Source organism: Cupriavidus sp. Met-2, from assembly GCF_049843575.1.
GTDB lineage: Bacteria > Pseudomonadota > Gammaproteobacteria > Burkholderiales > Burkholderiaceae > Cupriavidus > Cupriavidus metallidurans.
Genome location: NZ_JBBHZL010000001.1, coordinates 1 through 22941 on the forward strand (window position 1 = coordinate 1; position 22941 = coordinate 22941).

The window sequence follows — 22941 nt, forward strand, 5'->3', positions numbered from 1 at the left end:
CGTGCGACACGGCGTCATCAAGACCGTGCACAATTAGTGTCATCCAACCAAAAACAAAGGAGTTGCAATGAGACTGTTGGCCGTATGGATCATCAATGCCGCAGCGCTGTTCCTGGTGGGCTACCTGATCAGCGGGGTCCATCTTGGCAGCTTCGGCTCCGCCATGATTGCCGCGCTGGTGCTGGGCCTCGTCAATGCGCTGATTCGACCGATCCTCGTCATCCTGACGCTTCCGGTCACGCTGCTGACGCTGGGCCTGTTCATCTTCGTCATCAACGCGCTGCTGTTCCTGTTCGTGGGCAACCTGCTGCAGGGATTCGTCGTGGACGGTTTTGGTCCGGCGCTGCTTGGCTCGATCTTGTACAGCGTGATTGCGTGGATCCTGGCCAGCGTGCTGCTGGGCGAGCGCAACTGACGCGTTGAGACTCTTTTTCTGGGCGCCGCCACGGCGGCGTGCCAACCATGACTGATCGTTACTTCAGCTTCGAATTCTTCCCGCCCAAGACGGCGGAGGGCGCGGAGAAACTGCGCAATACGCGCGCGCAGCTTGCGCCGCTGCAGCCCAAGTACATCTCGGTGACGTTCGGCGCCGGCGGTACCACGCAGCAGGGCACGCTCGATGCCGTGCTGGAGATCCAGCGCGAAGGTATCGAGGCCGCGCCGCACTTGTCCTGCGTGGGCTCCACGCGCGACAGCATCCGGCAGATTCTCCAGACCTATCGCGATGGCGGCATCCGCCACATCGTGGCCCTGCGCGGCGATATGCCGTCGGGCATGGGCGAGATCGGCGAGTTCCGCTATGCCAACGAACTCGTCGAGTTCATCCGCGCGGAAACCGGTGACTGGTTCAACATCGAAGTGGCCGCCTATCCCGAGTACCACCCGCAGGCCCGTTCGCCGCGTCACGACCTGGAAAACTTCGTGCGCAAGGTCAAGGCCGGCGCGGACTCGGCGATCACGCAGTACTTCTTCAACGCCGATGCGTACTTCCGCTTCGTCGACGACGTGCGCGCGATGGGCGTGGAAGTGCCGATCGTGCCCGGCATCATGCCGATCACGAACTACTCTCAGCTGATGCGCTTTTCCGAGATGTGCGGCGCCGAAGTGCCGCGCTGGGTGGCCAAGCGGCTCGAGTCGTTCGGCGATGACAAGGAAGCAATCCGCGCCTTCGGCCTGGACGTGGTGACCGACCTGTGCACGCGCCTGCTCGAAGCGGGCGTGCCGGGCCTGCACTTCTACACGCTCAACGCCGCCGGCGCGACCAAGGCGATCTGGCAGCGCCTGAAGCTGTAATCCCCGATGCCCGCCGCGCGCCGCCCGGACCCATTCGTCGAGCACCTGCTCGAGCTGATGACGCCGCTGGCGGCCAACATCGGGGCCATCGCGGCCAAGCGGATGTTCGGCGGGCATGGCCTGTTCTACGATGGCCTGATGTTCGCGCTCATCAGTGACGGCCAGTGTTTCCTGAAGGCCGATGACGTCACGCTGGCGCGCTTCGAGGCCGAGGGCAGCGAGCCGTTCCGGTATCAGTCCGCGCGCCGCGAGGTGACGATGCGTCACTACCTGAGCCTGCCAGCCGCATGCCTGGAATCGCCCGCAGCGATGACACCGTGGGCGCGCATGGCCGTGGAAGCCGCGTTGCGTCTGGGCAACGCACGCTGACGACCTGGCCACTTGGTCACTGGCGTGGCCGTTGGTGTCATACTCGGCGGCATGGTCACCGCCACATTCCGTTTCTACGAGGAACTGAACGACTTCCTGGCGCCGGCACAACGTCGCCGGGATCTGTCGTGCCCCTGCGCGCGCGCCGCCACGGTCAAGCACATGATCGAAGCGCTGGGCGTGCCGCATACCGAGGTGGAGCTGATTCTCGTCAACGGCGAGTCGTCGCCGTTCGAGCGCATCGTGTGCGACGGCGACCGCATCGCGGTCTATCCAAAATTCGAATCGTTCGATATCGCGCCGCTGCTACGTGTCCGCGAGCAACCGCTGCGCGAAATCCGCTTCGTGGCGGACGCCCATCTCGGCGGCCTGGCGCATCTGCTGCGCATGACCGGCTTCGATACGCTCTACGACAACCACTTTGAAGATTGCGAGATCGCCCGCATCGCCTCGGACGAAAAGCGCATCGTACTGACCCGCGACCGCGAACTGCTCAAGCGCCGCGGCATCACCCACGGCTGCTACGTGCGGGCGATCCGGTCGTCATTGCAGGTCAGGGAGATCTTTTCCAGACTGGACCTGGCTCGCAGCGCCAGGCCATTCTCGCTCTGCCTCGATTGCAACGTGCCCCTGCGTCGTATTGGCAAGACCGATGTGGATGGGCGCGTGCCGGAAGGGGTGTTCGAGCGCCACGAGCATTTCGTCACCTGCCCGCATTGCCACCGCGTGTTCTGGGAAGGATCGCACTGGCGCAAGATGCGGACGCTGGTGGAGGAGCTGATGAGCGCCCAGGCCGACCAGGTGGCCCCAGATGGTTCTGGTAGCTCAGGTAGCTCAGGTGGCCCTGGTTGAAATAGCTAGCGCGCCCCTAGTTCCGTGACCAGCCAGTCCATCGGCAGGTCATGTGACGCTGCCTGCAGCGGCGCCTCGCACGCGGCAAAGCCGATCCCGATCGCTATCGGCGTGGCGTTCGCGGCAGCCATGGCCGCCAGCGTGCGGTCGTAGAAGCCGCCGCCGTATCCGAGGCGGAACTTATTGGCGCTGAATCCGACACATGGAATGAGCAGCGCGTCGGGCGTCACGGCGCCGGTGCCATCGGGCACCGGAATGCCGTACTGGCCGACGCGCATTGTTGTGTCTGGCGTCCAGGCATGGAAATCGAGCGGTGCGGCGGCCCGGCTCACGACGGGCAGGGCGGCCACGCGGCCGGGCATGGCGGCCAGCCATCGGGCCACGGTGTCGCGTGCGTCGAATTCCTGCTGGATCGGCCAGTAGAACCCCAGTCGTTGCACGCCGAGACGTTCGAGCAGTGGCGCGAGCGCTGCCGCGATCTGTGCATCCGCCGTCTCTCGATCGGGTAGCGCGGCGCGCAGCGCGAGCAGCCGGCGGCGCAGGGCGCGACGGTCCTCAGGGGCCGTGAAATAAAGGCTGTCCGGCCCGTTGTCCGGTGCTTGGTTTGGCGGCATGGCGTGCAATAATGGCCATCGAACAGACATTTGAAAACAATGCTGGACGCGCAAATGAAGATGCGCGCCGGTGGTACGAATCACGAATCCTGCGTGCCTGTCGCGTGACAGGCGCGCACCCAACAAGGAATACCAAGAATGCCGAAGGGAGTATATCTGCGCCGTGCCGGGCGCTTCGCCTGGCTTGCGTTCGCAGGTGCGCTGCTGGCTACCCCAGTCTACGCGCAGAAACGTACGGCGACGCCCCAGAAAGCGGTACAGCAGCAACCGGCCGCCCTGACGATTCCGTCGGACCCGGACGATGCCTTCGTCGCGCTGCGCGAGGCCGCCCGCAAGAATGACGCGGACCGCGCCGCGGCCATCTCGGCCACGCTGGTCGACTATCCGATTCCGTCGTACGTCGAATACTTCCGCATCAAGTCGCAGATGTTCGACTCGAGCGGCCAGCCCCTGATCGATACGCCGGATGCCGAGATCAGCGCGTTCCTGCAACGCTACCAGGGCGAGGCGATTGCCGACCGGATGCGCAATGACTGGCTGCTGGTGCTGGGCAAGAAGCGCGACTGGGCCAACTTCGATGTCCAGTATCCGCAGTTCGTGCTGAAGGACGATACGCAGGTGGAGTGCTACGCGCTGCTGTCGCGCGCGCTCAAGGGCCAGAACGTGGCCGCCGATGCGCGTGCGATGCTGGTCGATCCGCGCTACTACGGCGACGGCTGTGTCGACCTGATCAGCTACATGGCGCAGAGCCAGCAGATCCAGCGCGGCGACGTGGCTTTCCAGGCACGCCAGGCGCTGGAGCAGAACTACACGACGCTGGCCGGCAAGATCGCCGCAGCGTTGCCCGATGCGCGCGTGGATGGCGATTCGCTGGCCACCGTGGTCAAGATGGCACGTAATGATCCCTCGCAGGCCGCCGCCTACATGGGCACGATCTCGGGCAACCTGTCGCGCGACGAGCAGGGTGCGGCCTGGGGCGTGATTGGCCAGTTCGCGGCCAAGAAGCTGATGCCGGAGGCTGCCGGCTACTACCGTCGCCAAATGGACCTGGGCGGTAACCAGTGGCTGTCCGATGAGTCGCAGGAATGGCGCGTGCGGGCCGCGTTGCGTCAGGGCGACTGGAAGCAGGTGCGCCAGTCCATCGAATCGATGCGTCCCGAACTGCGTGCCAAGGATCCGGCATGGACGTACTGGTACGCGCGCGCGCTCAAGGCCGATGGCCGTGGCAGCGATGCCCAGCAGCAGTTCCAGTCGATCGCCGGCCAGTTCAATTTCTATGGCCAGCTGGCCAGCGAGGAACTGGGCAACCGCATCACGATTCCGACGCGGACCACGGTCAGCGATGCCGAGGCGATGGCGATGCGCTCGCGCGCCGGCTTCACGCGCGCCAAGAAGTTCTATGACCTGAACCTGCGCTTCGAAGGCAACCGCGAGTGGAACTGGGAACTGCGCGGCATGAACGATCGTGACCTGCTGGCCGCGGCCGAGTACGCGCGCAAGATCGAACTGCTCGACCGTACCGTCAACACGTCCGACCGCACCAAGGCCGAGCACGATTTCACGCAGCGCTTCCCGATGCCGTACCGGGACATCATGCAGCGTGCCACGGACGATGTCGGCCTCGACATGGCATGGGCCTATGGCCTGATCCGTCAGGAATCGCGCTTCATCATGAATGCGCGTTCGTCGGCGGGCGCGCATGGCCTGATGCAGGTGATGCCGGCCACGGCCAAGTACGTCGCGCGCAAGATCGGCATGACCGATTTCTCGCCGTCGATGATGGGAGACCCCAACATCAACATCATGCTCGGCACCAACTACATGAGCATGGTGCTGACCGATCTGGACAGCTCCTGGACGCTGGCGTCCGCCGGCTACAACGCCGGTCCGGGACGGCCCAAGGCGTGGCGTACCAGCCTGTCGCGACCGGTGGAAGGCGCGATCTTTGCAGAGACGATCCCGTTCACCGAGACGCGGAACTACGTGAAGAATGTGCTTTCGAACGCCACGTACTATGCTGCTTTAATGAGTGGCCGGCCCCAGTCCCTGAAAGACCGTCTGGGAATGGTCGCGCCGTCAGCGGTTACGACGACCAGCCTCCCCTGAGCCTGACGAGGCACTCTCGCACTCAGACGGAGGCGGTGGGCCCCGTGGCCACGGACGCGCGCATCGATGCCTGCGTAACGTGTTCGTCACGGAGCCCACCATGCAGACCAGCAATGTTCTTGTCATCGGGGGCGCCGGTTTTATCGGCAGCCACCTGATTTCCCGCCTTGCCGGCGCAGCCACCGCCTCTGGCGCGCCGCTCGATCCGGCTTCCCATCCCGATAGTCCCATCGCGCCCGAACGCATTATCGTCGGCACGCGCAATGTCGAGCACGCCCAGCACCTGCTGCTGCTGCCGCGCGTCGAAGTGATCGAGCTTGGCCTGGCCGACGACGCAGTGCTCGACGACGCCATCGGCTCGCTTGGCGTCGACGGTATCGTCGTCAATCTGGTCGGCGTCCTGCATGGCGAGCGTGGCGACCCGTATGGGCCGCAGTTCGCCGCCGCGCATGTCGATCTGCCGCGCCAGGTCGTCGAGTCCTGCAAGCGCACTGGCGTTCGCAGGCTGCTTCATATGAGCGCGCTCGGCGCCGATCCACAAGGACCGTCGATGTATCTGCGCAGCAAGGGCGATGGCGGGCGGATCGTGCGCGAAAGCGGGCTCGACTGGACGATCTTCCGTCCGTCTGTCGTATTCGGTCCCGACGACCATTTCCTGAACCTGTTCGCCCAGTTGCAGCAGATGGCGCCGGTGGTGCCGCTGGCGTGCGCCCATGCGCGGTTCCAGCCGGTGTTCGTGCTGGACGTGGTGCAGGCCTTCGTCAATGCGATGGTCCATCCCGAAACGATCGGGCAGGTCTACGAGCTTGGCGGTCCGCAGGTCTACACGCTCGAGGAACTCGTCCGCTTTGCCGGCCGCGCGTCGGGGCATCCCCGTCCCGTCATCGCGCTACCCGACGCGCTCGCGCGGATGCAGGCGGCCGTGCTCGAACACGTGCCCGGTGGCACGGTGCTGTCGCGCGACAATCTCGACTCGATGCGGCTGGACAACGTGCTGGCGCACCCGATGGCGGCCGAGCTTGGCGTGCGCCCGGTCAGCCTGGAAGTCGTGATGACCGACGTGCTGTCCGGCCGCAATCGCGACAGCGCGCTGCAGTTCATGCGGGGCAGCGTGCATCGATAACCGGGGCTCGCGCGCGATCGATGTGATTGTGGCTCACACGCTTGCGAGCGTAATTCGCTTGGAACGCGCCCCGCGAGGTCGATAGAATGACCGGTTCGGGGCGCGCGCGTCGCTTTCCGCACGTTCACCGCCCGAAAACCTTTTCGACCCTCGCCCCAAGGATCTGCGATGAAGCTCGTCATCGGCAACAAGAACTACTCTTCCTGGTCGCTGCGCCCGTGGCTGTTGCTGCGCCACGCCGGCATTGCCTTCGAGGAAATCGCGGTACGTCTGTTCACAAAGGAGTTCGCGGCCGAGATCGCGCGTTATTCGCCGGCTGGCAAGGTGCCGGCGCTGATCGATGGCGACGTGACCGTATGGGATTCGCTGTCGATCAGCGAATATGTCGCCGAACGCTTTCCGGAGAAGGCCCTGTGGCCGAAGGACGCCGCCGCGCGCGCGCTGGCGCGTTCGATCTGCGCCGAGATGCATTCCGGGTTTGGCAACCTGCGCAGCCAGATGCCGATGAACGTGACGGCAATGCTGCCGGGGCTGGGCTGGAACGTCGCCGTGCAGCGTGACATCGACCGCATCGCGTCGATCTGGACCGATCTGCGCACGCGCTACGCGTCCGAAGGTCCGTTCCTGTTCGGCAGCTTTACGATTGCCGACGCGTTCTACGCGCCGATAGTCAGCCGCTTTGCCACCTACGGCGTGCATCTGCCCGAATCCGCCAAGGCGTACGCGGACTTCGTGCTGGCGCTGCCCGCGATGCAGGAATGGGCGGCGGCGGCACGCGAGGAACGGGACTTTGTCCCGGCCGATGAACCGTATCGCACCGAGCCGGATCGTCCGGACGCGATCATCGTTTCGGGTTGATTCATGCAGGTGTACGCAGTGGGCGGCGCCGTCCGCGACCAGTTGCTCGGAAAGCCGAGCCAGGACCGTGACTACGTGGTGGTGGGCGCCACGCCCGCGGACATGGAGGCCGCCGGCTTCAAGCCGGTGGGCAAGGATTTCCCCGTTTTCCTCCATCCGCACACCAAGGCCGAGTACGCGCTGGCGCGGACCGAACGCAAGACCGCGGTCGGCTACAAGGGCTTTGCCTTCTATACCGGCGCCGACGTGACCCTGGAAGAGGACCTCGTCCGGCGCGACCTGACCATCAACGCGATGGCCCAGGCGGTGGACGAGCATGACAACCTCGTCGGCCCGGTGATCGACCCCTATGGCGGCCAGAAGGACCTGGCCGCGCGCAAATTCCGCCACGTGTCCGACGCCTTCGCCGAGGATCCGGTGCGTATCCTGCGCGTGGCGCGTTTCGCGGCGCGCTTCCACGAATTCACGGTGGCGCCGGAGACCGTCGCGCTGATGCGCAAGATCGTCGACGCGGGCGAGGTGGATGCGCTGGTGCCCGAGCGCGTCTGGCAGGAACTGTCTCGCGGGTTGATGGAGGCAAAGCCGTCACGCATGTTCGACGTGCTGCGCGAATGCGGCGCGCTGGCCCACCTGTTGCCGGAACTCGATCGCCTATGGGGCGTGCCCCAGCGCCCGGAATATCATCCCGAAGTCGATACCGGCGTGCACGTGATGATGGTGATCGACTACGCGGCCAGCGTCGGCGCATCGCTGCCGGTGCGCTTCGCCGCGATGGCGCACGACCTCGGCAAGGGCACCACGCCCGAGGACATGCTGCCCCGGCACATCGGCCACGAGCAACGTGGCGTCAAATTGCTCGAAGCCATCTGCCAGCGCCTGCGCGTGCCGAACGATTGCCGTGAGCTGGCCCTGGTGGTGGCGCGCGAGCACGGCAATATCCATCGCAGCACGGAGTTCGGCGCGGCGGCACTGACGCGGCTGGTCGAGCGTTGCGACGCGCTGCGCAAGCCGGAGCGGTTCGCTGAGGCGCTGCTGGCCTGCGAGGCCGATGCGCGTGGACGCCTGGGTTTTGCGGATAAGGACTACCCGCAGGCGGATCGCCTGCTAGCTGCGCGTGACGCGGCGGCATCCGTGGACGCCGGCGCGATTGCCAAGGCTTGCGGGGACAAGGTCGATCAGATCAAGGACCGGGTGCACAAGGCCAGGGTGGCGGCGGTGGCGCAGCGGCTGGGAATGGCGGAGGAATAGGGGGCCAGACATAGGGGGCCGGCCCCCTACAGCAGCTTCCCGATCACCAGCGCCGCGAGCGACAACAGGATCGTCGACGCGAATGGCAGCACGTACTCGCGGCCGAACAACCGGAACCGGACATCGCCCGGCAGGCGTCCCAGCCCGATCTTCTGCAGCCACGGCAGCGAGGCTGACAGCACGATCACGCATAGAAAGATGGTGAACGTCCAGCGCAACATGGCGACCCGGGCTCCCTTAGTAGACTTAGAGTGCGAAGCTGCGGTCGCCGCGCGCGAAGCCGTCGAGCGGCACGGCGTCGTCGATGCCGCGGGTGAGGGCGATGACCTTGAACAGCTCACCCATCTCGGCTTCCGACAACAGTTTCTGCACCGCATTGGCCTGCGGCAGGAACGCGCGGGCATCGCTCGGGTCGAGCGACATCATAAGTTCCGTGATGCCGGCATTCATCAGGAAGCGCGCCTGCGAGGCGTAGCCGGACACTTGCAGGCCTGCCTCCACGCCCGCCTGGGCGATCCCGCTGAAATTCACGTGCGCGGTGATGTCCTGCAGTCCGGGGTAGAGGAACGGATCGGGGTGGGCGTGATGACGGTAATGGCACATCAGCGTGCCGCCGGTACGGTGCGGATGGTAGTACTCGGACGCCGGGAAGCCATAGTCGATAAAGAACGCTGCGCCGCGCGCCAGCAGCGCGCCCACGGCGCGGGTGAATCCTTCCGCTTCGGCATGGGTCTCGGTGACGATGTCGTGGTCGCCCGGAATCCCGAGCAGTACCGCAGGGATCGCGCCGTCCTCCAATGGCCGGTCTTCGAAGGCGAAGGCCTCGGCGCCCGCCTTTCCATCCTTCGCGCAGACCACGCCACGCTCGTGCCAGCGGCCGCCAGTACGCGCGTAGAGGCGCACCGGCATCGCATCGAGCACTTCGTTGCCGACCACCACACCCTCGAAGCGGTCCGGCAGGGCGTCCAGCCAGGTGACGCGCCCGGCCAGATGCGGGGCCCGCTGGTCCAGCGTGGCCTGCTGGCGCGCGCGCAGTTCACCGGACAGTTCGACGATCTGGTAGGTGTCTGGCAGTGCATCCTCGGTTTCGAGCGCGAGCAGCAGGTCGGCGGCGAGCCGGCCGGTGCCCGCGCCGAATTCCATGACGCGCGGCAGGTTCATTCTGACCAGCGGCGCGAACTGGCGTGCCAGCGTGCGAGCAAAGAATGGCGTCAGTTCGGGGGCGGTGATGAAGTCGCTGCCGTCGTTGACGTCGCGGCCGAACTTGGCCGCACCGCCACTGTAGTAGCCCAGCCGGGGGGCGTAGAGTGCCAGCGACATGAATCGGTCGAAGCCGATCCAGCCGCCCGCTGCGTCGATGGCGCCGGCAATACAGATGGAAAGGGCCGCGGAGGCGTCCAGCGCATCTGCGGAGGGAAGGGGTAGACTAGCGACTTTCTGCATACCGCGAATTGTAGCAATGCCAGATTCTCAGACTACGGGCACTTCACAGGCTTCGAGCGACAAATCTCGCGGCGTGGCGCTGGTCACCGGCGCCGCACGCCGCCTGGGTCGTGCCATCGCTCTCGAACTTGCCGCACAAGGCTGGGACGTTGCCGTTCACTGCAACCGCTCGCGCGACGAAGCGGACGCGCTGGCCACCCAGATCCGCGGCCTCGGTCGCCGCGCCGCCGTGCTGCAGGCCGACCTGTCGGATGAAGCCGCCACGGCCCGTTTGATTCCCGCCTGCATCGACGCCCTTGGCGTGCCGGCCTGCCTGGTCAACAACGCGTCGCTGTTCCAGTACGACGTGGCGACGAGCTTCTCCTATGGGTCGCTCGACACGCACATGCGCACCAACGTGGCGGCCCCGCTGCTGCTGGCGCGTGAGATGCACAAGGCGCTTGGCGCCGACGGCAACGAGACCGGGCAGCTCGGCGTTGTGATCAATCTGCTCGACCAGAAGCTGAACAACCTGAATCCAGATTTCCTGTCGTACACGCTGTCGAAGGCCGCGCTGCAGACTGCCACGGTGCAGCTTGCGCAGGCACTGGCGCCGCGTCTGCGGGTGGTGGGCGTCGCGCCCGGCATCACGCTGGTGTCCGGCGACCAGTCCGACCCGGGCTTTGTCCGCGCCCATGGGATGACGCCGCTGGGCAAGTCGTCCACGCCGGAAGACATCGCGCAGGCCGTGGCCTACCTGGCCGTGGCGCGCGCCGTTACCGGCACCACGTTGTACGTCGACGGAGGCCAGCACCTGATGCCGCTGGCCCGCGACGTGATGTTCCTTACTGAATAAGCTGTTTCTGATTTGCCAGCCATGACCTTTGCCGCCCTTTCCCATCCCAGCCTGCAAAACTGCCGTCGCATGTTCCTGCGCAACTATGAAGTGCAGATCAACATTGGCGTGCACGAATTCGAGAAGAAGGGCGAACAGCGCGTGCTCGTCAATATCGACCTGTTCGTGTCGCTGGCCGAGACCACGCCGCAGGCCGACAAGCTCGAGGAAGTGGTCGACTACGACTTCATGCGCAACACCGTGGCCGAGCGCATGGCGCGTGGCCATATCCACCTGCAGGAAACGCTGTGCGACGACGTGGCGCGTGCCATGCTGCAGCATCCGAAGGTGCGCGCCGTGCGCGTGTCGACCGAAAAACCGGACGTCTACCCGGATTGCGATGCCGTCGGCGTGGAGGTGTTCCACGTCAAGCCAGCCTGATCTGGCCGCTCTGCCTGAGCGGGGCCGCGCAGCGCCGGGCGGTGGGCTCCAGTAGAATGTTGGCCCGTTGAAACCGGGCCATTGTTCAGCGCCCGTACTGATCCAGGTATGTCATATGAGTCACTCCGCTAACTTCTATCGTCTCGAAACCCGTCTGCAGTCGCTGACCGGCAAGGCCATCGGCGACTTCGGCATGATCGAAGACGGCGACACAGTGCTGGTCTGCATGAGTGGCGGCAAGGACTCTTACACGATGCTGTCGGTGCTGACGGCGCTTCAGAAACGGGCGCCGATCCAGTTCAAGCTGATCGCGATGAACCTGGACCAGAAGCAGCCCGGCTTTCCCGAGCATGTGCTGCCGGCATACCTGAAGTCACTCGGTGTGGAGTATGTGATCGTCGAGGCGGACACCTACTCGATCGTCAAGGAGAAGGTGCCCGAGGGCAAGACGACCTGCTCGTTGTGCTCGCGCCTGCGCCGCGGCGTGATCTATCGCACGGCCAAGGAGCTGGGCGCCAACAAGATCGCGCTGGGCCATCACCGCGACGACATCGTCAACACGTTCTTCCTGAACATGTTCTTCGGCGGCAAGATGAAGGCGATGCCGCCGAAGCTGGCCACCGACGACGGCCAGCACATCGTGATCCGGCCGCTGGCGTACTGCGCGGAGAAGGACATCGCGTCGTATGCGCGTGCCATGGCGTTCCCGATCATCCCGTGCAACCTGTGCGGCTCGCAGGAAAACCTGCAGCGCAAGAAGGTGAGCGAAATGCTGCAGGCATGGGAGCGCGAGAACCCGGGCCGGATCGACAACATCTTCGCGGCGCTACGCAACGTGGTGCCGTCGCACCTGGCCGATACGGACCTGTTCCCGTTCACGGGGCTGGCTACCGGGTTGGCCAAAATCGACGAGGCATCGCTGTTCGGCGAGACCACGTTCACGCAGCAGGCGCTGACCTTCACGGGCAATGTCGAGGCGAACCGGATGGAGTTCGTGCGTTTCGACAAGATCCAGAAGGTCCAGGAGGCGCCGGAGCGAGCTTCGGAACCGTCGGCCTGACGCCCCCCAAAGGCTGGCTACTGTGACGCCCGCGTCGAGCGCCCGGGCTCGCGCATCAACGCCTGCACATCCTCGATCCATCCCTGGAAGCGCTTGACCGCGTGGGCCTTCTGTTCCGGCGTTGTCAGGTTGGCGATCGTCACCGTCAGGTTGATCCCCGCATCGGTACTCCGCTGCTGGCCCGTAGCCGGGCGCTGCCAGTCGTCGGCATAGTGGCGCAGCATCTCCTCGGCCTGGGCCTTGGGCGGGCGCGTCGTCGAGATCTCGCGCGCCAGCGCCACCCATTCCTGCTGGCGGCGCACGCGCTCGCTGTATCGGGCGTCGGCGTTCAGCATATAGGGCCCCATCGCGTCGCGGATGGCCTTCTCCTGGTCGCGCGAGAAGCTGCCATAGACCAGCTTGGTATAGTCCATGATCTTGTCGAAGCGGGCATCGGTGCGCGCGTCGGCATCGGAGCCGAGGAACTGCTTGCGATATTTCGTATTGCTCTCGGCGAACTTCGTCTCCATCCGTTTGATCTGGTCGGGCGATAGCGTGAGCATCAAATCTGCAAGGTCAGGAATCGTGTTCTCGTACGCCTGACGTCCCAGTCGCTGGCTGTCCTGCTGGGCCTGCCGGATCATCGCGATATCGACGGGTCCGGCCACCTCGCCCTTGACTCTCGCAAGGACCTTGGCAACTTCCGGAAGCTGCGAGCGCCGGTGCCACGCGAAGAATCGGGCGATGGCGTCGCGCGTTGGCACCTCCTGGGCATCCGAGACATCCACGTAGCGGTCCACCCACCAATAGGCGAGCCGGTCTCCCTGCTCGTAGCCCAGTTTCATGGCATTGCAACCGCCAAGTATCGCGACGAACGTGAGTGTTGTGATCACCACAAACACGCGACGTGACCAATTGTGAACAACGGTAACTCGACGTGATCGGGCCAGATCGGTCCGGGGGGGCATGCTAGAATCTGCGCGCATGTTTCCAGGGGTGGCGGATCGCCCGCCAGCCCAAGCGTGGCAAGGGTTTGGGCGCGGCCAGCCAGTTCGGTGCACGGCCGGACGCGGCGCTCCCAGGCACGGATTCTCCAGCTTATTCTCAGACACACTCACTTAGGGACCTCCTTGTGAATATCGTCATTCTTGCCGCGGGCATGGGCAAGCGGATGAACTCCGCTCTGCCCAAGGTGCTGCACCCGGTGGCCGGCCAGCCAATGCTATCCCACGTCCTCGATACCGCGCGCACGCTGTCGCCGTCGCGGCTCGTGGTGGTGGTGGGTCATGGTGCCGAACTGGTGCGCAAAGCCGTTGGCGCGGACGATGTTGCCTTTGCCGAGCAGGCTCAGCAACTGGGCACCGGCCACGCCGTGATGCAGGCCCTGCCGCTGCTCGACGACAGCCAGCCCACGCTGGTGCTGTACGGCGACGTGCCGCTGACCTCGGTCGACACCCTGAAGGGCCTCGTGCAGGCCGCGGGCGCCGAGCGCCTGGGCGTGCTGACTGTCGAGATGCCCGATCCTACCGGATATGGACGGATCGTTCGTGACGCCGCCGGCAATATCGTGCGCATCGTCGAGCAGAAGGACGCCAGCGAGGACGTCCGCGCGATTCGCGAGATCAACACCGGCATTATCGTCTGCCCGACGGCGCATCTGCGCCAGTGGCTGGCCACGCTGCGCAACGACAACTCGCAGGGCGAGTACTACCTGACCGATACGATCGAGCGCGCCGTCAATGATGGCGTGGAGGTCGTGTCGGCCCAGCCGGCCGCGCTGTGGGAGACGCTCGGCGTCAACAGCAAGGTCCAGCTTGCCGAGATCGAACGTATTCACCAGCGCAACATTGCCCAGCGGTTGCTGGAGGCGGGCGTCACGCTGCTCGATCCGGCACGCATCGACGTGCGCGGCGAGCTAACCTGCGGGCGCGACGTCACCATCGACGTGGGCTGCGTGTTCGAGGGCCGCGTGCATCTGGAAGACGGCGTGTCCGTTGGCGCGCACTGCGTCGTTCGCAACACGACGATCGGCGCCGGCGCGCGTATCCAGCCGTTCTGCCACTTCGAGGACGCCAAGGTCGGGCCGGACGGACGCATCGGACCGTACGCGCGGTTGCGCCCGGGCACGGAACTCGGCCAGGACGTGCATATCGGCAATTTCGTCGAGATCAAGAACAGCCAGATCGCCGACCACAGCAAGGCCAATCACCTGGCCTACGTGGGCGACGCGACGGTGGGGCAGCGCGTTAATATTGGCGCGGGTACCATTACCTGCAATTACGATGGCGTGAACAAGCACCGCACGGTGCTCGAGGACGATGTGTTCATCGGCTCTGACACCCAGCTGGTGGCGCCGGTGACGGTGCGCCGCGGCGCCACGATTGGCGCGGGGACCACGCTGACCAAGGAAGCGCCGGCTGACAAGCTGACGTTGTCGCGCGCCAAGCAGATGACCCTGGATGCGTGGCAGCGTCCGGTCAAGCAACCGAAGAAATAAGAGGGGTTCAAAACATGTGTGGCATCGTTGGGGCGGTCTCTCACCGCAATATCGTTCCTGTCCTGATCGAAGGCCTGCGCCGCCTTGAGTACCGTGGCTACGATTCCTGCGGCGTGGCCGTGGTGCGTGACGGTATTCTCGAGCGCGCCCGTACCGTATCGCGCGTGGCCGAACTGGACGCGCAGACGCAGTCGTCTGGCCTGGCCGGCCACATCGGCATCGCGCACACGCGCTGGGCCACGCACGGCAAGCCGGACACCGTCAACGCCCACCCGCACTTCTCGGACGAGACCATCGCGCTCGTTCACAACGGCATCATCGAGAACTACGAGCCGCTGCGCGACGAACTGCGCGCGGTCGGGTACGGTTTCGAATCGCAGACTGATACTGAAGTGGTGGCGCACCTGATCCACCAGGCTTACACGTACCCGAGCAGCGCCACGCGAGGCGACCTGTTCGGCGCGGTGCGCGCGGTCACCAAGCGCCTGCATGGCGCCTACGCGATCGCCGTGGTGGCCAAGGACCAGCCGGACGTGGTGGTCGGCGCGCGCGCCGGCTCGCCGCTGGTGGTGGCACTGGGCGAGGACGAATCGTTCCTGGCCTCTGACGCGCTGGCCGTGGCCGGCACCGCCAATCGCATCATCTATCTGGAAGAGGGCGACGTGGTCGAGATCTCGCGCGGTGGCGCGCGGATTCGCGACGTGCACGACCACGAGGTCGAGCGCGAAGCGCGCGTGGTGGAAGCCCACGCCGCCGCGGTGGAACTGGGCCCGTACCGGCACTTCATGCAGAAGGAAATCTTCGAGCAGCCGCGCGCGCTGGGCGACACGCTGGAAGGCATCTCCGCGATCACGCCCGAGCTGTTCGGTGAGAACGCCGCGCAGGTGTTCTCGGAAATCGACAGTGTGCTGATCCTGGCCTGCGGCACGAGCTACTACTCGGGCTGCACGGCCAAGTACTGGCTCGAATCGATCGCGAAGATCCCGACCCAGGTGGAAGTGGCCAGCGAATACCGCTATCGCGACACCGTGCCGAACCCGCGCGCGCTGGTGGTGGTGATTTCGCAGTCGGGCGAGACGGCCGACACGATGGCCGCGCTGCGTCATGCCCGCTCACTGGGCCACACGCACACGCTGGCCGTCTGCAACGTGGCGACGAGCGCCATGGTGCGTGAGACCGAGCTGAGCTTCCTGACACGCGCCGGTACCGAGATCGGCGTGGCGTCGACCAAGGCCTTCACGACACAACTGGCCGCGCTGTACATGCTGACGCTGGCGCTGGCCAAGGTGCGCGGCTACCTGACCGATGCGCAGGAAGCCGAAGCCCTGACCAACCTCCGCCACCTGCCGGCCGCGCTGCATGGCGTGCTGGCGCTGGAGCCGCAGATCATCGCGTGGTCGGAAGACTTCGCGCGCCGCGAGAACGCGCTGTTCCTGGGGCGCGGCCTGCATTACCCGATCGCCCTGGAAGGCGCGCTCAAGCTCAAGGAAATCTCGTACATCCACGCTGAAGCCTATCCGGCCGGCGAACTCAAGCACGGCCCGCTGGCGCTCGTGACCGAGGCGATGCCGGTGGTGACCGTAGCGCCGAACGACGCGCTGCTCGAGAAGCTGAAGTCGAACATCCAGGAAGTGCGCGCCCGCGGTGGCCGTCTCTATGTGTTCGCCGACTCGGATACGCATATCCAGTCGTCGGATGGCATCCAGGTGATCCGGTTGCCGGAGCACTATGGTGCGCTGTCCCCGATCCTGCATGTGGTGCCGCTGCAACTGCTGGCGTATCACACCGCCTGCGCACGCGGTACCGACGTCGACAAGCCGCGCAACCTGGCCAAGTCGGTGACGGTGGAGTAAGCGCGGCCGTCCTGCTGTTTCCTCTCCTCTTTATCCTCGCCTCGGTCGTGACGTTGGTTTGGACACGTCCGCCGTGGCGACGGAACTGTGACGGTTTGCTGCGCAAATGCCGATTTTGTGCCGCAAACGCATCATTTATGCCATATTCGATGGCCGGAATGGTTGTCAGGGCCACATAGTGGTTGCTAAACGCCGACATAGAATTGGTGTTCTCGCCACGCGGTGATTGACATAGGGTGGCGGGTATTCCACTATTTCGTCGCCTCGCCAGTAAAAGTGCTAATGCTGCCGAAACACGTTTCGACGGAATTCGGCAAGCCATAAACAATCAAGAAGAATCCTTTTCGGGTGTGCCGCGAAATCGCTCCACAGAGGGCGGCTCGCGTGCCAACAGTGCCTATCGGGGGTCAGATGCACAGGGTCAATTCAGGAATCTCGCAGGAAGCTTTGCTCGTCAGCCGGTGGTTGCGCTGACATGGCTCGCCTTCCTCACGCTCGGCTGACCGGGCGTGGAGGGCGCGCGTTGGCAGTCCGCATCGAGGATGCGGATGTCGATGGCGTGCGCGCTTCACGTGCCAACCGGAAGCCTTCTCTCCGTACCGTATCGGGATCGGCTGGTCTGACGCTGATCGAGATGGCGGTGACGGTTGCTATCGTTGCCATCGTGGCGGCCATCAGCACGCCGTCGTTCCTCTCATTCATCCAGTCCAATCGCGTCCAGAGCGAGGTGAACTCGATGGTGAACTCACTGCAGTTAGCGCGCAGTGAAGCCATCAAGCGCGGCCAGTCGGTCAGCATTTGTCCGTCCAGCAATGGTTCCAGTTGCCTGGGTGCCAATACCTGGAATGTCGGCTGGCTCGTGTTCGTGGATCGCAATGCCGATGGTGTTGTCGACACGCCCGCGAACGCGGCGGATCTTCTGCAGTATCGGGCACCCTGGGCCGGTACCGATACGTTCGTGGCCACACCGAACGCGACATTCGTGACCTACAACCGCGATGGTTTCGGGGTCAATCTGCCGGGCGGCGCCGTGACACTCGCGGCACAGACCCATCCAGTTTCTGCTCCGGCCACGCGCTGCATCGCGCTCAACATGGTTGGCCGGCAGACCGTGCAGCAATCGGGGGTGGGCGCATGCAACTGAAGACGACAGGAAATCGGCACGCCGCGGGCTTCTCCCTGCTCGAAGTGCTGATTGCCCTGGTGATCACGGTGATCGGATTGTTCGGCATTGCCAAGATGCAGGCCGCCGCGATTGCCAATACGCAAGTCGCACGAGGACAGTCGCTGATTGCGCTGCAACTGGAAAGTCTCGCTGGTGCCATGCACGGCAACAAGGGATTCTGGGCGGCCGGTCTGGTGCCAGCGACGTTCAGCATGACGGGCGCGACTGTTACGGACACCACTGGCAAGCTCAGCACTACCGCACCGGATTGCAAGGCAACGACGTGCACGCCGACGCAACTGGCCGCCTATGACGTCCAGGGCTGGGCCGCGGAGATGAACGCCCATTTCCCGACCTATTCGGCTGCCGTCAACTGCGTCGTGCTGATCAACAAGCCCGTCACCTGCACGGTGTCCGCAAACTGGAATGAATCCAATCTGGCATACAACCAGACCACGGCAACCCTTGCCGGTCAGACGGCGCAAAGCCTGACGCTCTACGTGCAACCGTGATGGGTCAATCAATGCGACACCTTAGAAGAACCAGATCACGCCAGGCGGGGGTATCGCTGGTGGAAATCATGGTGGCGATGATCATCGGGCTATTCATGCTGTTGGCCCTGAGCACGCTGTTTCTCAATTTTCGTGGCACCTTCAGGGATCAGGATCAACTGGCCCAGCTTCAGGACAATGAGCGCCTGGCGCTGACCATGTTCTCCACCACCATTCAGTCCGCGGGCTATTTTCCAGACCCCGTGAACAATGTGGTGACCGGCGCGTTGCCGCTATCGACGGGCAATACCTATGGCGACTTTGCCGCGGGGCAGGCCGTGGTCGGTACGTCGGGTGCGAACGGCGCAAGCGATACGCTGACTGCCCGTTTCATGACGGCCAATGGCGATGGCATTCTCAACTGTCAGGGTCAGTCCAATACGTCCGGTGCCAATGTGGTGTACGTCAACAGTTTTGCAGTCAATGTGAACAACGAACTGACGTGTGCCATCAATGGTGGCGCGGCGGTGCCGCTGGTCAGCGGCGTGACGGGATTCAGCGTCCTTTATGGAACAGACACCGCAAACGGTGGCAACGTCGATCAGTATCTGTCCGCCGCCGCGGTGACCGCAGCTGGGTACTGGCCCCAGGTCCGTACCGCGAGGGTGACGGTGACCTTCGTCAATCCGTATGCCACGCAACCGAGCCAGCCGGCAACACTGAGCTGGACCCAGACGATCAGCTTGATGAACCGGTCATGAAACATCCCACGCGCCATCGCCCGCCCGGACGGGGTACCAGTCAGGGTTATGTCCTGATCGTCGGGCTGCTGTTCCTGCTGGTGCTCTCGTTACTGGCGGTCTCGATGATGAAGAGCTTCGGCATGCAGGAAAAGATCGCCGGCAATACGCGCGAGAAGCAACGTGCGTTCGAGGCAGCGCAAAGCGCATTGCGATATGGCGAATGGTGGCTTGGCCAGGGCAACGGTTCAAGCGGAGCCCTATGCAAAAGCATTGTCAGTGTCACGGCCAATGATTGGTCAAGCATGCAGGTATGCAGCAACGCGCTGACTAACCCAACGGCCTTGCCCTGGACGCCGGCGCGTGCCGACTACAGCCCGCCATCTATGGCCGTGGCGCTCAATGGCAATCTTGGCGGGAAGGCAGCGAGCGGCGACATCAACTATGCGGCCCCGCCGAGCCTCTACATCAACTACCTCGGCCTTTCACAGGACGGGTTGTCAATGCTGTACAGCGTGACTGGCGCCGGTTACGGCGGCAGCGCGGCCACGGCTGCCGTGGTGCAAAGCACCTATCAGGTTGGCGCGAGTACCAAAGATCTCGGGAAAGAATGATGAGAAATCCTCCACGTCTCGCATTGGTGGCCTCGGCCGTGGCGGCGCTGCTTGCTGCGCAGGCTCGCGCGGTTGTGATTCAGGACAATCTGAATGGGGCATCGTCCAGCTATCCATGGACCGCAATCAATGGTGCCTGCCTGACCGCTGGCGATGGCTCGGGGACGATCCCTGGATGCACGGCATCAAGCTTTACGTACTACTCGAGCAAGAGTTCGAAGCTCGTGGGCGGCGTGACAGGAACGCTTCCCGATACGGCTGGCTCCGGCGCGCTTCGGTTGACCAATGGTGACACGGGTAAGGGTTCGAACGGGAACAGCCAGAACGGCGCTGTCGTATCGAACTTCACCTTCCCGATGCAGGAGGGCTTGCAGGTTACGTTCTCCACCGTGACCTATGGCGGCAATGCATTCGGCAATACCGGTGCCGACGGCATCAGCTTCTTCCTTGCCGACGGCAATCAGGCCGCGAGCGTCGGGGCGCTGGGTGGCAGCCTGGGATATAGCTGCTCCAACGTGAACGCTGTCTATGACGGGGTGGTTGCCGGTTACATCGGGATCGGCATCGACGAGTATGGCAACTTCTCCAATGGGAGTTCCGGTGGCTCCAAGAATGACAACACCAGCACTGGACCGGGTTTCAAGGCGAACCGGATCAGTATTCGTGGCTCGGGGAATACGAACTGGGCAAATCTGCTGGCGACCTACAACTCGTACTACAAGAAGGTCCCCACATCGAAGATTCCTACTGCGGTGCAGAACACGTGCGCTGCAGGATATGTACAAGACTGGTCGAGTGGCAAGGACAATGGCTCGGTAACAAGCAAGCCACTGGCCTACAACTACAACTTCATTGCATCGAGCGATCTGCCGAACGCGATCGCGAACCAGCAGGCCACAGCCACGCCAACCCGTGGCAAGGCCATCCCGATCGTCTACTCGCTCAAGCTCACGCAAAACGGACTGCTGAGCATGTCGTACAGCTATAACGGCGGTGCGGCCACGCCAATCATCACGAACCAGGACATCACGAAGTCGAACGGACCGGTGCCGACCCAGTTCCGTTTCGGGTTTGCCGCGGGCACCGGTAGCGGTAGCAACGTTCACGAGATTACCTGTTTCAAGGCGGAGCCTGTTGGTCAGTCAAGCAGTTCGGCAGGCACCAACGTGCAGCAGTCCGCGCGCGTGGAAGCTGGATCGCAGGTGTACCTGGCCTACTACCATCCGACCAACTGGTGGGGAGAGCTGAGCGCGCAGAACCTGCTCTACGACGCTTCGAGCGACACGGTCTCGATGAGCACCACCGCCAACTGGAATGCAAGTTGCGTGCTGACCGGTGGAAGCTGCCCGTCCACTGGCGGCACCAACACCGCGCAATCTCCGACCGCGCGAAAGATCCTCACCTGGAGTGGCTCGACTGGCATCCCCTTCCGCTGGGATAGCACCTATACGCCGCCAGCTGCCGTGCAGACACTCATGACCGCGGGCGACGCCAGTGCGACCAACAAGCGCCTGAACTATCTGCGCGGTGACCGTACCAACGAGATCACGACATCAGGAACGGGTTTGTATCGCGCACGCACGGGTGTGCTGGGCGACATCATGGATTCAAGTCCGACCTGGGTGGGGGCGCCTTCCTCGCCCTACAGCGGGCCCTGGACGGACGCCCTGTACAAGACCGCCACCGCTGCAGAGCCAAAAGGCAGCTATGACACGTTCAAGCAGAACAACGCGCTGCGCCAGAATATCGTCTACGTCGGGGCCAACGATGGTCTGCTGCACGGCTTCCGTTCCGGCTACTACGACGCGGGCGGAAACTTCGTCGGCAGCGATGCCAGCAAGCCGAATGACGGGAGCGAGGCGATCGCTTACATGCCGGGCGCCGTGCTGAAGACGATCCATTCCTCGACCAGTGCGCTGGACCTCGCCTCGGCGCAGTATGTGCACAACTACTTCGTGGATGCGACGCCAGGCACGGGTGATCTCTACTATCAGAATGCCTGGCATACATGGCTGGTTGGAGGCCTCGGTCCCGGCGCGAACGCAACCGGGCCGATCGGCGACAAGACGACGACGGGTACGGGTGGTGCGATCTACGCGCTCGATGTCACGAACCCTGCCGGGTTTGCCGATGACGCCGCAACGGCAAGCAGCCTGGTAATCGGCGAGTGGGACAACACGCTGAAATGCACCGGTAATACCGGCTGTGGCACGAACCTTGGAAACACCTACGGCACACCAGTGATTCGCCGCCTGCACAACGGCAACTGGGCGGTGCTGTTCGGCAACGGCCTGAACAGCGCATCCGGCTCGGCGGGACTGTATGTGATGCTGGTCAACCCGGCGGACGGCTCAAAGTCGTTCCTGTACCTGGATACGGGATACGGTCCGGCCAAGGATCCGGCCGGCAAGAATTCCAAGAATGGCATTGCCTATGTGACACCCGCGGATCTCGATGGCGACCACATTACCGACTACGTCTATGCCGGCGATATGTTCGGCAATGTCTGGCGTTTTGACCTGACTTCGAACACGCCTGCCAACTGGAGTGCGTCGGCCAAGCCGCTGCTGGCCACCGGGCTCCCCATTACCAGCAAGGTTGCCGTGGCTGCCGTGCCCGGCAGCGGTACCGGGGCCAATGCGATACCGCGTGTCATGGTCAGCTTCGGCACCGGTCGTCGCCTGGAACAGACGCAGAGCAGCGAAGCTGTGTTCGAGAGCGCCACCCAGTCACTTTTCGGTGTGTGGGACTGGAACATGACGGCATGGAACGGCGTGGCCCCGGCCAGCGCGAAGTATGCGGCGTTGGCAACCGCGCCGCAGCCGCTGGCAATCGCCAACCTTACGGCGCAGTCGATCACCAACGAAGGCCGCGCCAGTTCGAATACCGCGATGTTGCGCACGGTCAGCGCCACCGCCGTCTGCTGGCAGGGCAGTACCGTTTGCTCCAGTGGCAACACCAAGTATGGCTGGCAATTGCCGCTGTCCACGAATCCTGGCGAACAGGTGATCTACAACCCCGTGATCGCATACGGAATGTTCATCGTCAATACGACGATCCCACCGAGTTCGGCGGCTGCGCAGGCGCTCTCCTGCAATACGGAGGTGCCTACTGGATTCACGATGGGGGTTTCCATGGCCACTGGCGGCGCGGCATCCCAATCCTTCTTCAGTACTGCCAACAGCAACACATTCCCGCTGCTTAATGGCGGAATCGTCAGCGGCATTGGCCTGAGCGGTACGGGCTCCCCGTCGATCGTGACAGCGCAGAAGAGACCGTACATCGTGCAGCAGACGGTTGGGGGCACGGGCGTCGTTACCCAGATCAACCCCGGTGCCAATGCCACGGGATCACGCATCAACTGGATCAAGTTGCGCTAAT

At 64.1% G+C, this 22941-nt stretch carries 22 protein-coding genes; 18 read left to right on the forward strand and 4 right to left on the reverse strand.

Features of this window, described 5'->3' with window-relative positions; genetic code table 11:
- Nucleotides 1-67: 67 nt before the first annotated feature.
- The 4 genes from WD006_RS00005 to WD006_RS00020 are packed head-to-tail and all read left to right on the forward strand — an operon-like array spanning nucleotide 68 to nucleotide 2514.
- Nucleotides 68-415, forward strand: coding sequence for a phage holin family protein (locus WD006_RS00005; protein WP_011515080.1), 348 nt, complete (start codon nucleotides 68-70; stop codon nucleotides 413-415).
- Nucleotides 416-462: 47 nt separating this feature from the next.
- Complete coding sequence (gene metF, locus WD006_RS00010) at nucleotides 463-1293, forward strand: methylenetetrahydrofolate reductase [NAD(P)H] (RefSeq protein ID WP_011515081.1); 831 nt, start codon at nucleotides 463-465, stop codon at nucleotides 1291-1293.
- Between the two features lie 6 nt (nucleotides 1294-1299).
- Complete coding sequence (locus WD006_RS00015) at nucleotides 1300-1662, forward strand: TfoX/Sxy family protein (protein WP_011515082.1); 363 nt, start codon at nucleotides 1300-1302, stop codon at nucleotides 1660-1662.
- A gap of 51 nt (nucleotides 1663-1713) precedes the next feature.
- Nucleotides 1714-2514: a Mut7-C RNAse domain-containing protein gene (locus WD006_RS00020; RefSeq protein WP_011515083.1), complete on the forward strand. Its 801-nt coding sequence runs from the start codon at nucleotides 1714-1716 to the stop codon at nucleotides 2512-2514.
- Between the two features lie 5 nt (nucleotides 2515-2519).
- Here WD006_RS00020 and WD006_RS00025 read toward each other — a convergent pair whose 3' ends face one another.
- Nucleotides 2520-3128 (reverse strand): 5-formyltetrahydrofolate cyclo-ligase, encoded by a 609-nt coding sequence (locus WD006_RS00025; RefSeq protein WP_035821843.1) that lies wholly within the window; start codon nucleotides 3126-3128, stop codon nucleotides 2520-2522.
- Nucleotides 3129-3266: 138 nt separating this feature from the next.
- On the opposite strand from WD006_RS00025, the gene WD006_RS00030 reads away from it, so the two are divergent.
- The 4 genes from WD006_RS00030 to WD006_RS00045 all read left to right on the forward strand — a co-directional run bounded on the left by WD006_RS00030 (nucleotide 3267) and on the right by WD006_RS00045 (nucleotide 8463).
- Nucleotides 3267-5234, forward strand: a complete 1968-nt coding sequence (locus WD006_RS00030; protein ID WP_011515085.1) for a lytic transglycosylase domain-containing protein — start codon at nucleotides 3267-3269, stop codon at nucleotides 5232-5234.
- Nucleotides 5235-5334: 100 nt separating this feature from the next.
- Nucleotides 5335-6357 (forward strand): complex I NDUFA9 subunit family protein, encoded by a 1023-nt coding sequence (locus WD006_RS00035; protein ID WP_011515086.1) that lies wholly within the window; start codon nucleotides 5335-5337, stop codon nucleotides 6355-6357.
- 168 nt (nucleotides 6358-6525) lie between these two features.
- Nucleotides 6526-7215, forward strand: coding sequence for a glutathione S-transferase family protein (locus WD006_RS00040; protein WP_011515087.1), 690 nt, complete (start codon nucleotides 6526-6528; stop codon nucleotides 7213-7215).
- 3 nt (nucleotides 7216-7218) lie between these two features.
- Complete coding sequence (locus WD006_RS00045) at nucleotides 7219-8463, forward strand: multifunctional CCA addition/repair protein (protein WP_011515088.1); 1245 nt, start codon at nucleotides 7219-7221, stop codon at nucleotides 8461-8463.
- 26 nt (nucleotides 8464-8489) lie between these two features.
- On the opposite strand, the gene WD006_RS00050 is transcribed toward WD006_RS00045, so the two are convergent.
- Together WD006_RS00050 and WD006_RS00055 are read right to left on the reverse strand one after the other, a co-directional pair.
- Entirely contained in the window at nucleotides 8490-8684 is a 195-nt protein-coding gene (locus WD006_RS00050; RefSeq protein WP_008641842.1) for a DUF2905 domain-containing protein, read from the reverse strand.
- Between the two features lie 25 nt (nucleotides 8685-8709).
- Nucleotides 8710-9906, reverse strand: a complete 1197-nt coding sequence (locus WD006_RS00055) for a class I SAM-dependent methyltransferase (protein WP_029306782.1) — start codon at nucleotides 9904-9906, stop codon at nucleotides 8710-8712.
- 16 nt (nucleotides 9907-9922) lie between these two features.
- Between WD006_RS00055 and WD006_RS00060 the strand changes: the two genes are divergently transcribed.
- The 3 genes from WD006_RS00060 (at nucleotide 9923) to ttcA (ending at nucleotide 12221) form a co-directional block, all read left to right on the forward strand.
- Entirely contained in the window at nucleotides 9923-10741 is an 819-nt protein-coding gene (locus WD006_RS00060; protein WP_029306781.1) for an SDR family oxidoreductase, read from the forward strand.
- 21 nt (nucleotides 10742-10762) lie between these two features.
- Nucleotides 10763-11161, forward strand: a complete 399-nt coding sequence (locus WD006_RS00065) for a dihydroneopterin aldolase (protein WP_008641837.1) — start codon at nucleotides 10763-10765, stop codon at nucleotides 11159-11161.
- 115 nt (nucleotides 11162-11276) lie between these two features.
- A complete protein-coding gene (ttcA, locus tag WD006_RS00070) occupies nucleotides 11277-12221 on the forward strand; it encodes a tRNA 2-thiocytidine(32) synthetase TtcA (protein ID WP_011515091.1) in 945 nt (314 codons plus the stop codon).
- Between the two features lie 17 nt (nucleotides 12222-12238).
- On the opposite strand, the gene WD006_RS00075 is transcribed toward ttcA, so the two are convergent.
- Nucleotides 12239-13045, reverse strand: a complete 807-nt coding sequence (locus tag WD006_RS00075; RefSeq protein ID WP_035821838.1) for a DUF6279 family lipoprotein — start codon at nucleotides 13043-13045, stop codon at nucleotides 12239-12241.
- Nucleotides 13046-13332: 287 nt separating this feature from the next.
- Between WD006_RS00075 and glmU the strand changes: the two genes are divergently transcribed.
- From glmU to WD006_RS00110, 7 genes are all read left to right on the forward strand, one after another.
- The gene (gene glmU, locus WD006_RS00080; protein ID WP_008641833.1) at nucleotides 13333-14697 is read left to right on the forward strand and encodes a bifunctional UDP-N-acetylglucosamine diphosphorylase/glucosamine-1-phosphate N-acetyltransferase GlmU; all 1365 of its coding nucleotides are present in this window, start codon (nucleotides 13333-13335) and stop codon (nucleotides 14695-14697) included.
- 14 nt (nucleotides 14698-14711) lie between these two features.
- Nucleotides 14712-16550: a glutamine--fructose-6-phosphate transaminase (isomerizing) gene (gene glmS, locus WD006_RS00085; RefSeq protein WP_011515093.1), complete on the forward strand. Its 1839-nt coding sequence runs from the start codon at nucleotides 14712-14714 to the stop codon at nucleotides 16548-16550.
- 523 nt (nucleotides 16551-17073) lie between these two features.
- Nucleotides 17074-17694 carry a GspH/FimT family pseudopilin gene (locus WD006_RS00090; protein WP_234710825.1) on the forward strand — a complete coding sequence of 207 codons (621 nt, stop codon included), beginning with the start codon at nucleotides 17074-17076 and terminating at the stop codon, nucleotides 17692-17694.
- The gene (locus WD006_RS00095; RefSeq protein ID WP_011515095.1) at nucleotides 17685-18227 is read left to right on the forward strand and encodes a type IV pilus modification PilV family protein; all 543 of its coding nucleotides are present in this window, start codon (nucleotides 17685-17687) and stop codon (nucleotides 18225-18227) included. Before WD006_RS00090 ends, WD006_RS00095 begins: the two co-directional genes overlap by 10 nt.
- Before the next feature lie 11 nt (nucleotides 18228-18238).
- Nucleotides 18239-18967: a PilW family protein gene (locus WD006_RS00100; protein ID WP_029306779.1), complete on the forward strand. Its 729-nt coding sequence runs from the start codon at nucleotides 18239-18241 to the stop codon at nucleotides 18965-18967.
- Nucleotides 18964-19560 (forward strand): pilus assembly PilX family protein, encoded by a 597-nt coding sequence (locus tag WD006_RS00105; protein WP_011515097.1) that lies wholly within the window; start codon nucleotides 18964-18966, stop codon nucleotides 19558-19560. The genes WD006_RS00100 and WD006_RS00105 overlap by 4 nt, the downstream gene beginning before the upstream one ends.
- Nucleotides 19560-22940, forward strand: coding sequence for a pilus assembly protein (locus WD006_RS00110; protein WP_029306778.1), 3381 nt, complete (start codon nucleotides 19560-19562; stop codon nucleotides 22938-22940). Before WD006_RS00105 ends, WD006_RS00110 begins: the two co-directional genes overlap by 1 nt.
- Nucleotide 22941: the final 1 nt, after the last annotated feature.

Excerpts from the sequence above, each read along its gene's own strand:
- WD006_RS00075 (WP_035821838.1), bottom strand. The coding sequence starts at position 13,045 with ATGAAACTGGGCTACGAGCAGGGAGACCGGCTCGCCTATTGGTGGGTG.
- WD006_RS00005 (WP_011515080.1), top strand. The coding sequence starts at position 68 with ATGAGACTGTTGGCCGTATGGATCATCAATGCCGCAGCGCTGTTCCTG.
- metF (WP_011515081.1), top strand. The coding sequence starts at position 463 with ATGACTGATCGTTACTTCAGCTTCGAATTCTTCCCGCCCAAGACGGCG.
- glmS (WP_011515093.1), top strand. The coding sequence starts at position 14,712 with ATGTGTGGCATCGTTGGGGCGGTCTCTCACCGCAATATCGTTCCTGTC.
- WD006_RS00105 (WP_011515097.1), top strand. The coding sequence starts at position 18,964 with ATGAAACATCCCACGCGCCATCGCCCGCCCGGACGGGGTACCAGTCAG.
- WD006_RS00065 (WP_008641837.1), top strand. The coding sequence starts at position 10,763 with ATGACCTTTGCCGCCCTTTCCCATCCCAGCCTGCAAAACTGCCGTCGC.
- WD006_RS00050 (WP_008641842.1), bottom strand. The coding sequence starts at position 8,684 with ATGTTGCGCTGGACGTTCACCATCTTTCTATGCGTGATCGTGCTGTCA.
- WD006_RS00030 (WP_011515085.1), top strand. The coding sequence starts at position 3,267 with ATGCCGAAGGGAGTATATCTGCGCCGTGCCGGGCGCTTCGCCTGGCTT.
- WD006_RS00040 (WP_011515087.1), top strand. The coding sequence starts at position 6,526 with ATGAAGCTCGTCATCGGCAACAAGAACTACTCTTCCTGGTCGCTGCGC.
- WD006_RS00095 (WP_011515095.1), top strand. The coding sequence starts at position 17,685 with ATGCAACTGAAGACGACAGGAAATCGGCACGCCGCGGGCTTCTCCCTG.
- WD006_RS00025 (WP_035821843.1), bottom strand. The coding sequence starts at position 3,128 with ATGCCGCCAAACCAAGCACCGGACAACGGGCCGGACAGCCTTTATTTC.
- WD006_RS00055 (WP_029306782.1), bottom strand. The coding sequence starts at position 9,906 with ATGCAGAAAGTCGCTAGTCTACCCCTTCCCTCCGCAGATGCGCTGGAC.
- ttcA (WP_011515091.1), top strand. The coding sequence starts at position 11,277 with ATGAGTCACTCCGCTAACTTCTATCGTCTCGAAACCCGTCTGCAGTCG.
- WD006_RS00110 (WP_029306778.1), top strand. The coding sequence starts at position 19,560 with ATGAGAAATCCTCCACGTCTCGCATTGGTGGCCTCGGCCGTGGCGGCG.
- WD006_RS00015 (WP_011515082.1), top strand. The coding sequence starts at position 1,300 with ATGCCCGCCGCGCGCCGCCCGGACCCATTCGTCGAGCACCTGCTCGAG.
- WD006_RS00020 (WP_011515083.1), top strand. The coding sequence starts at position 1,714 with ATGGTCACCGCCACATTCCGTTTCTACGAGGAACTGAACGACTTCCTG.
- WD006_RS00100 (WP_029306779.1), top strand. The coding sequence starts at position 18,239 with ATGCGACACCTTAGAAGAACCAGATCACGCCAGGCGGGGGTATCGCTG.
- WD006_RS00060 (WP_029306781.1), top strand. The coding sequence starts at position 9,923 with ATGCCAGATTCTCAGACTACGGGCACTTCACAGGCTTCGAGCGACAAA.
- WD006_RS00035 (WP_011515086.1), top strand. The coding sequence starts at position 5,335 with ATGCAGACCAGCAATGTTCTTGTCATCGGGGGCGCCGGTTTTATCGGC.
- WD006_RS00045 (WP_011515088.1), top strand. The coding sequence starts at position 7,219 with ATGCAGGTGTACGCAGTGGGCGGCGCCGTCCGCGACCAGTTGCTCGGA.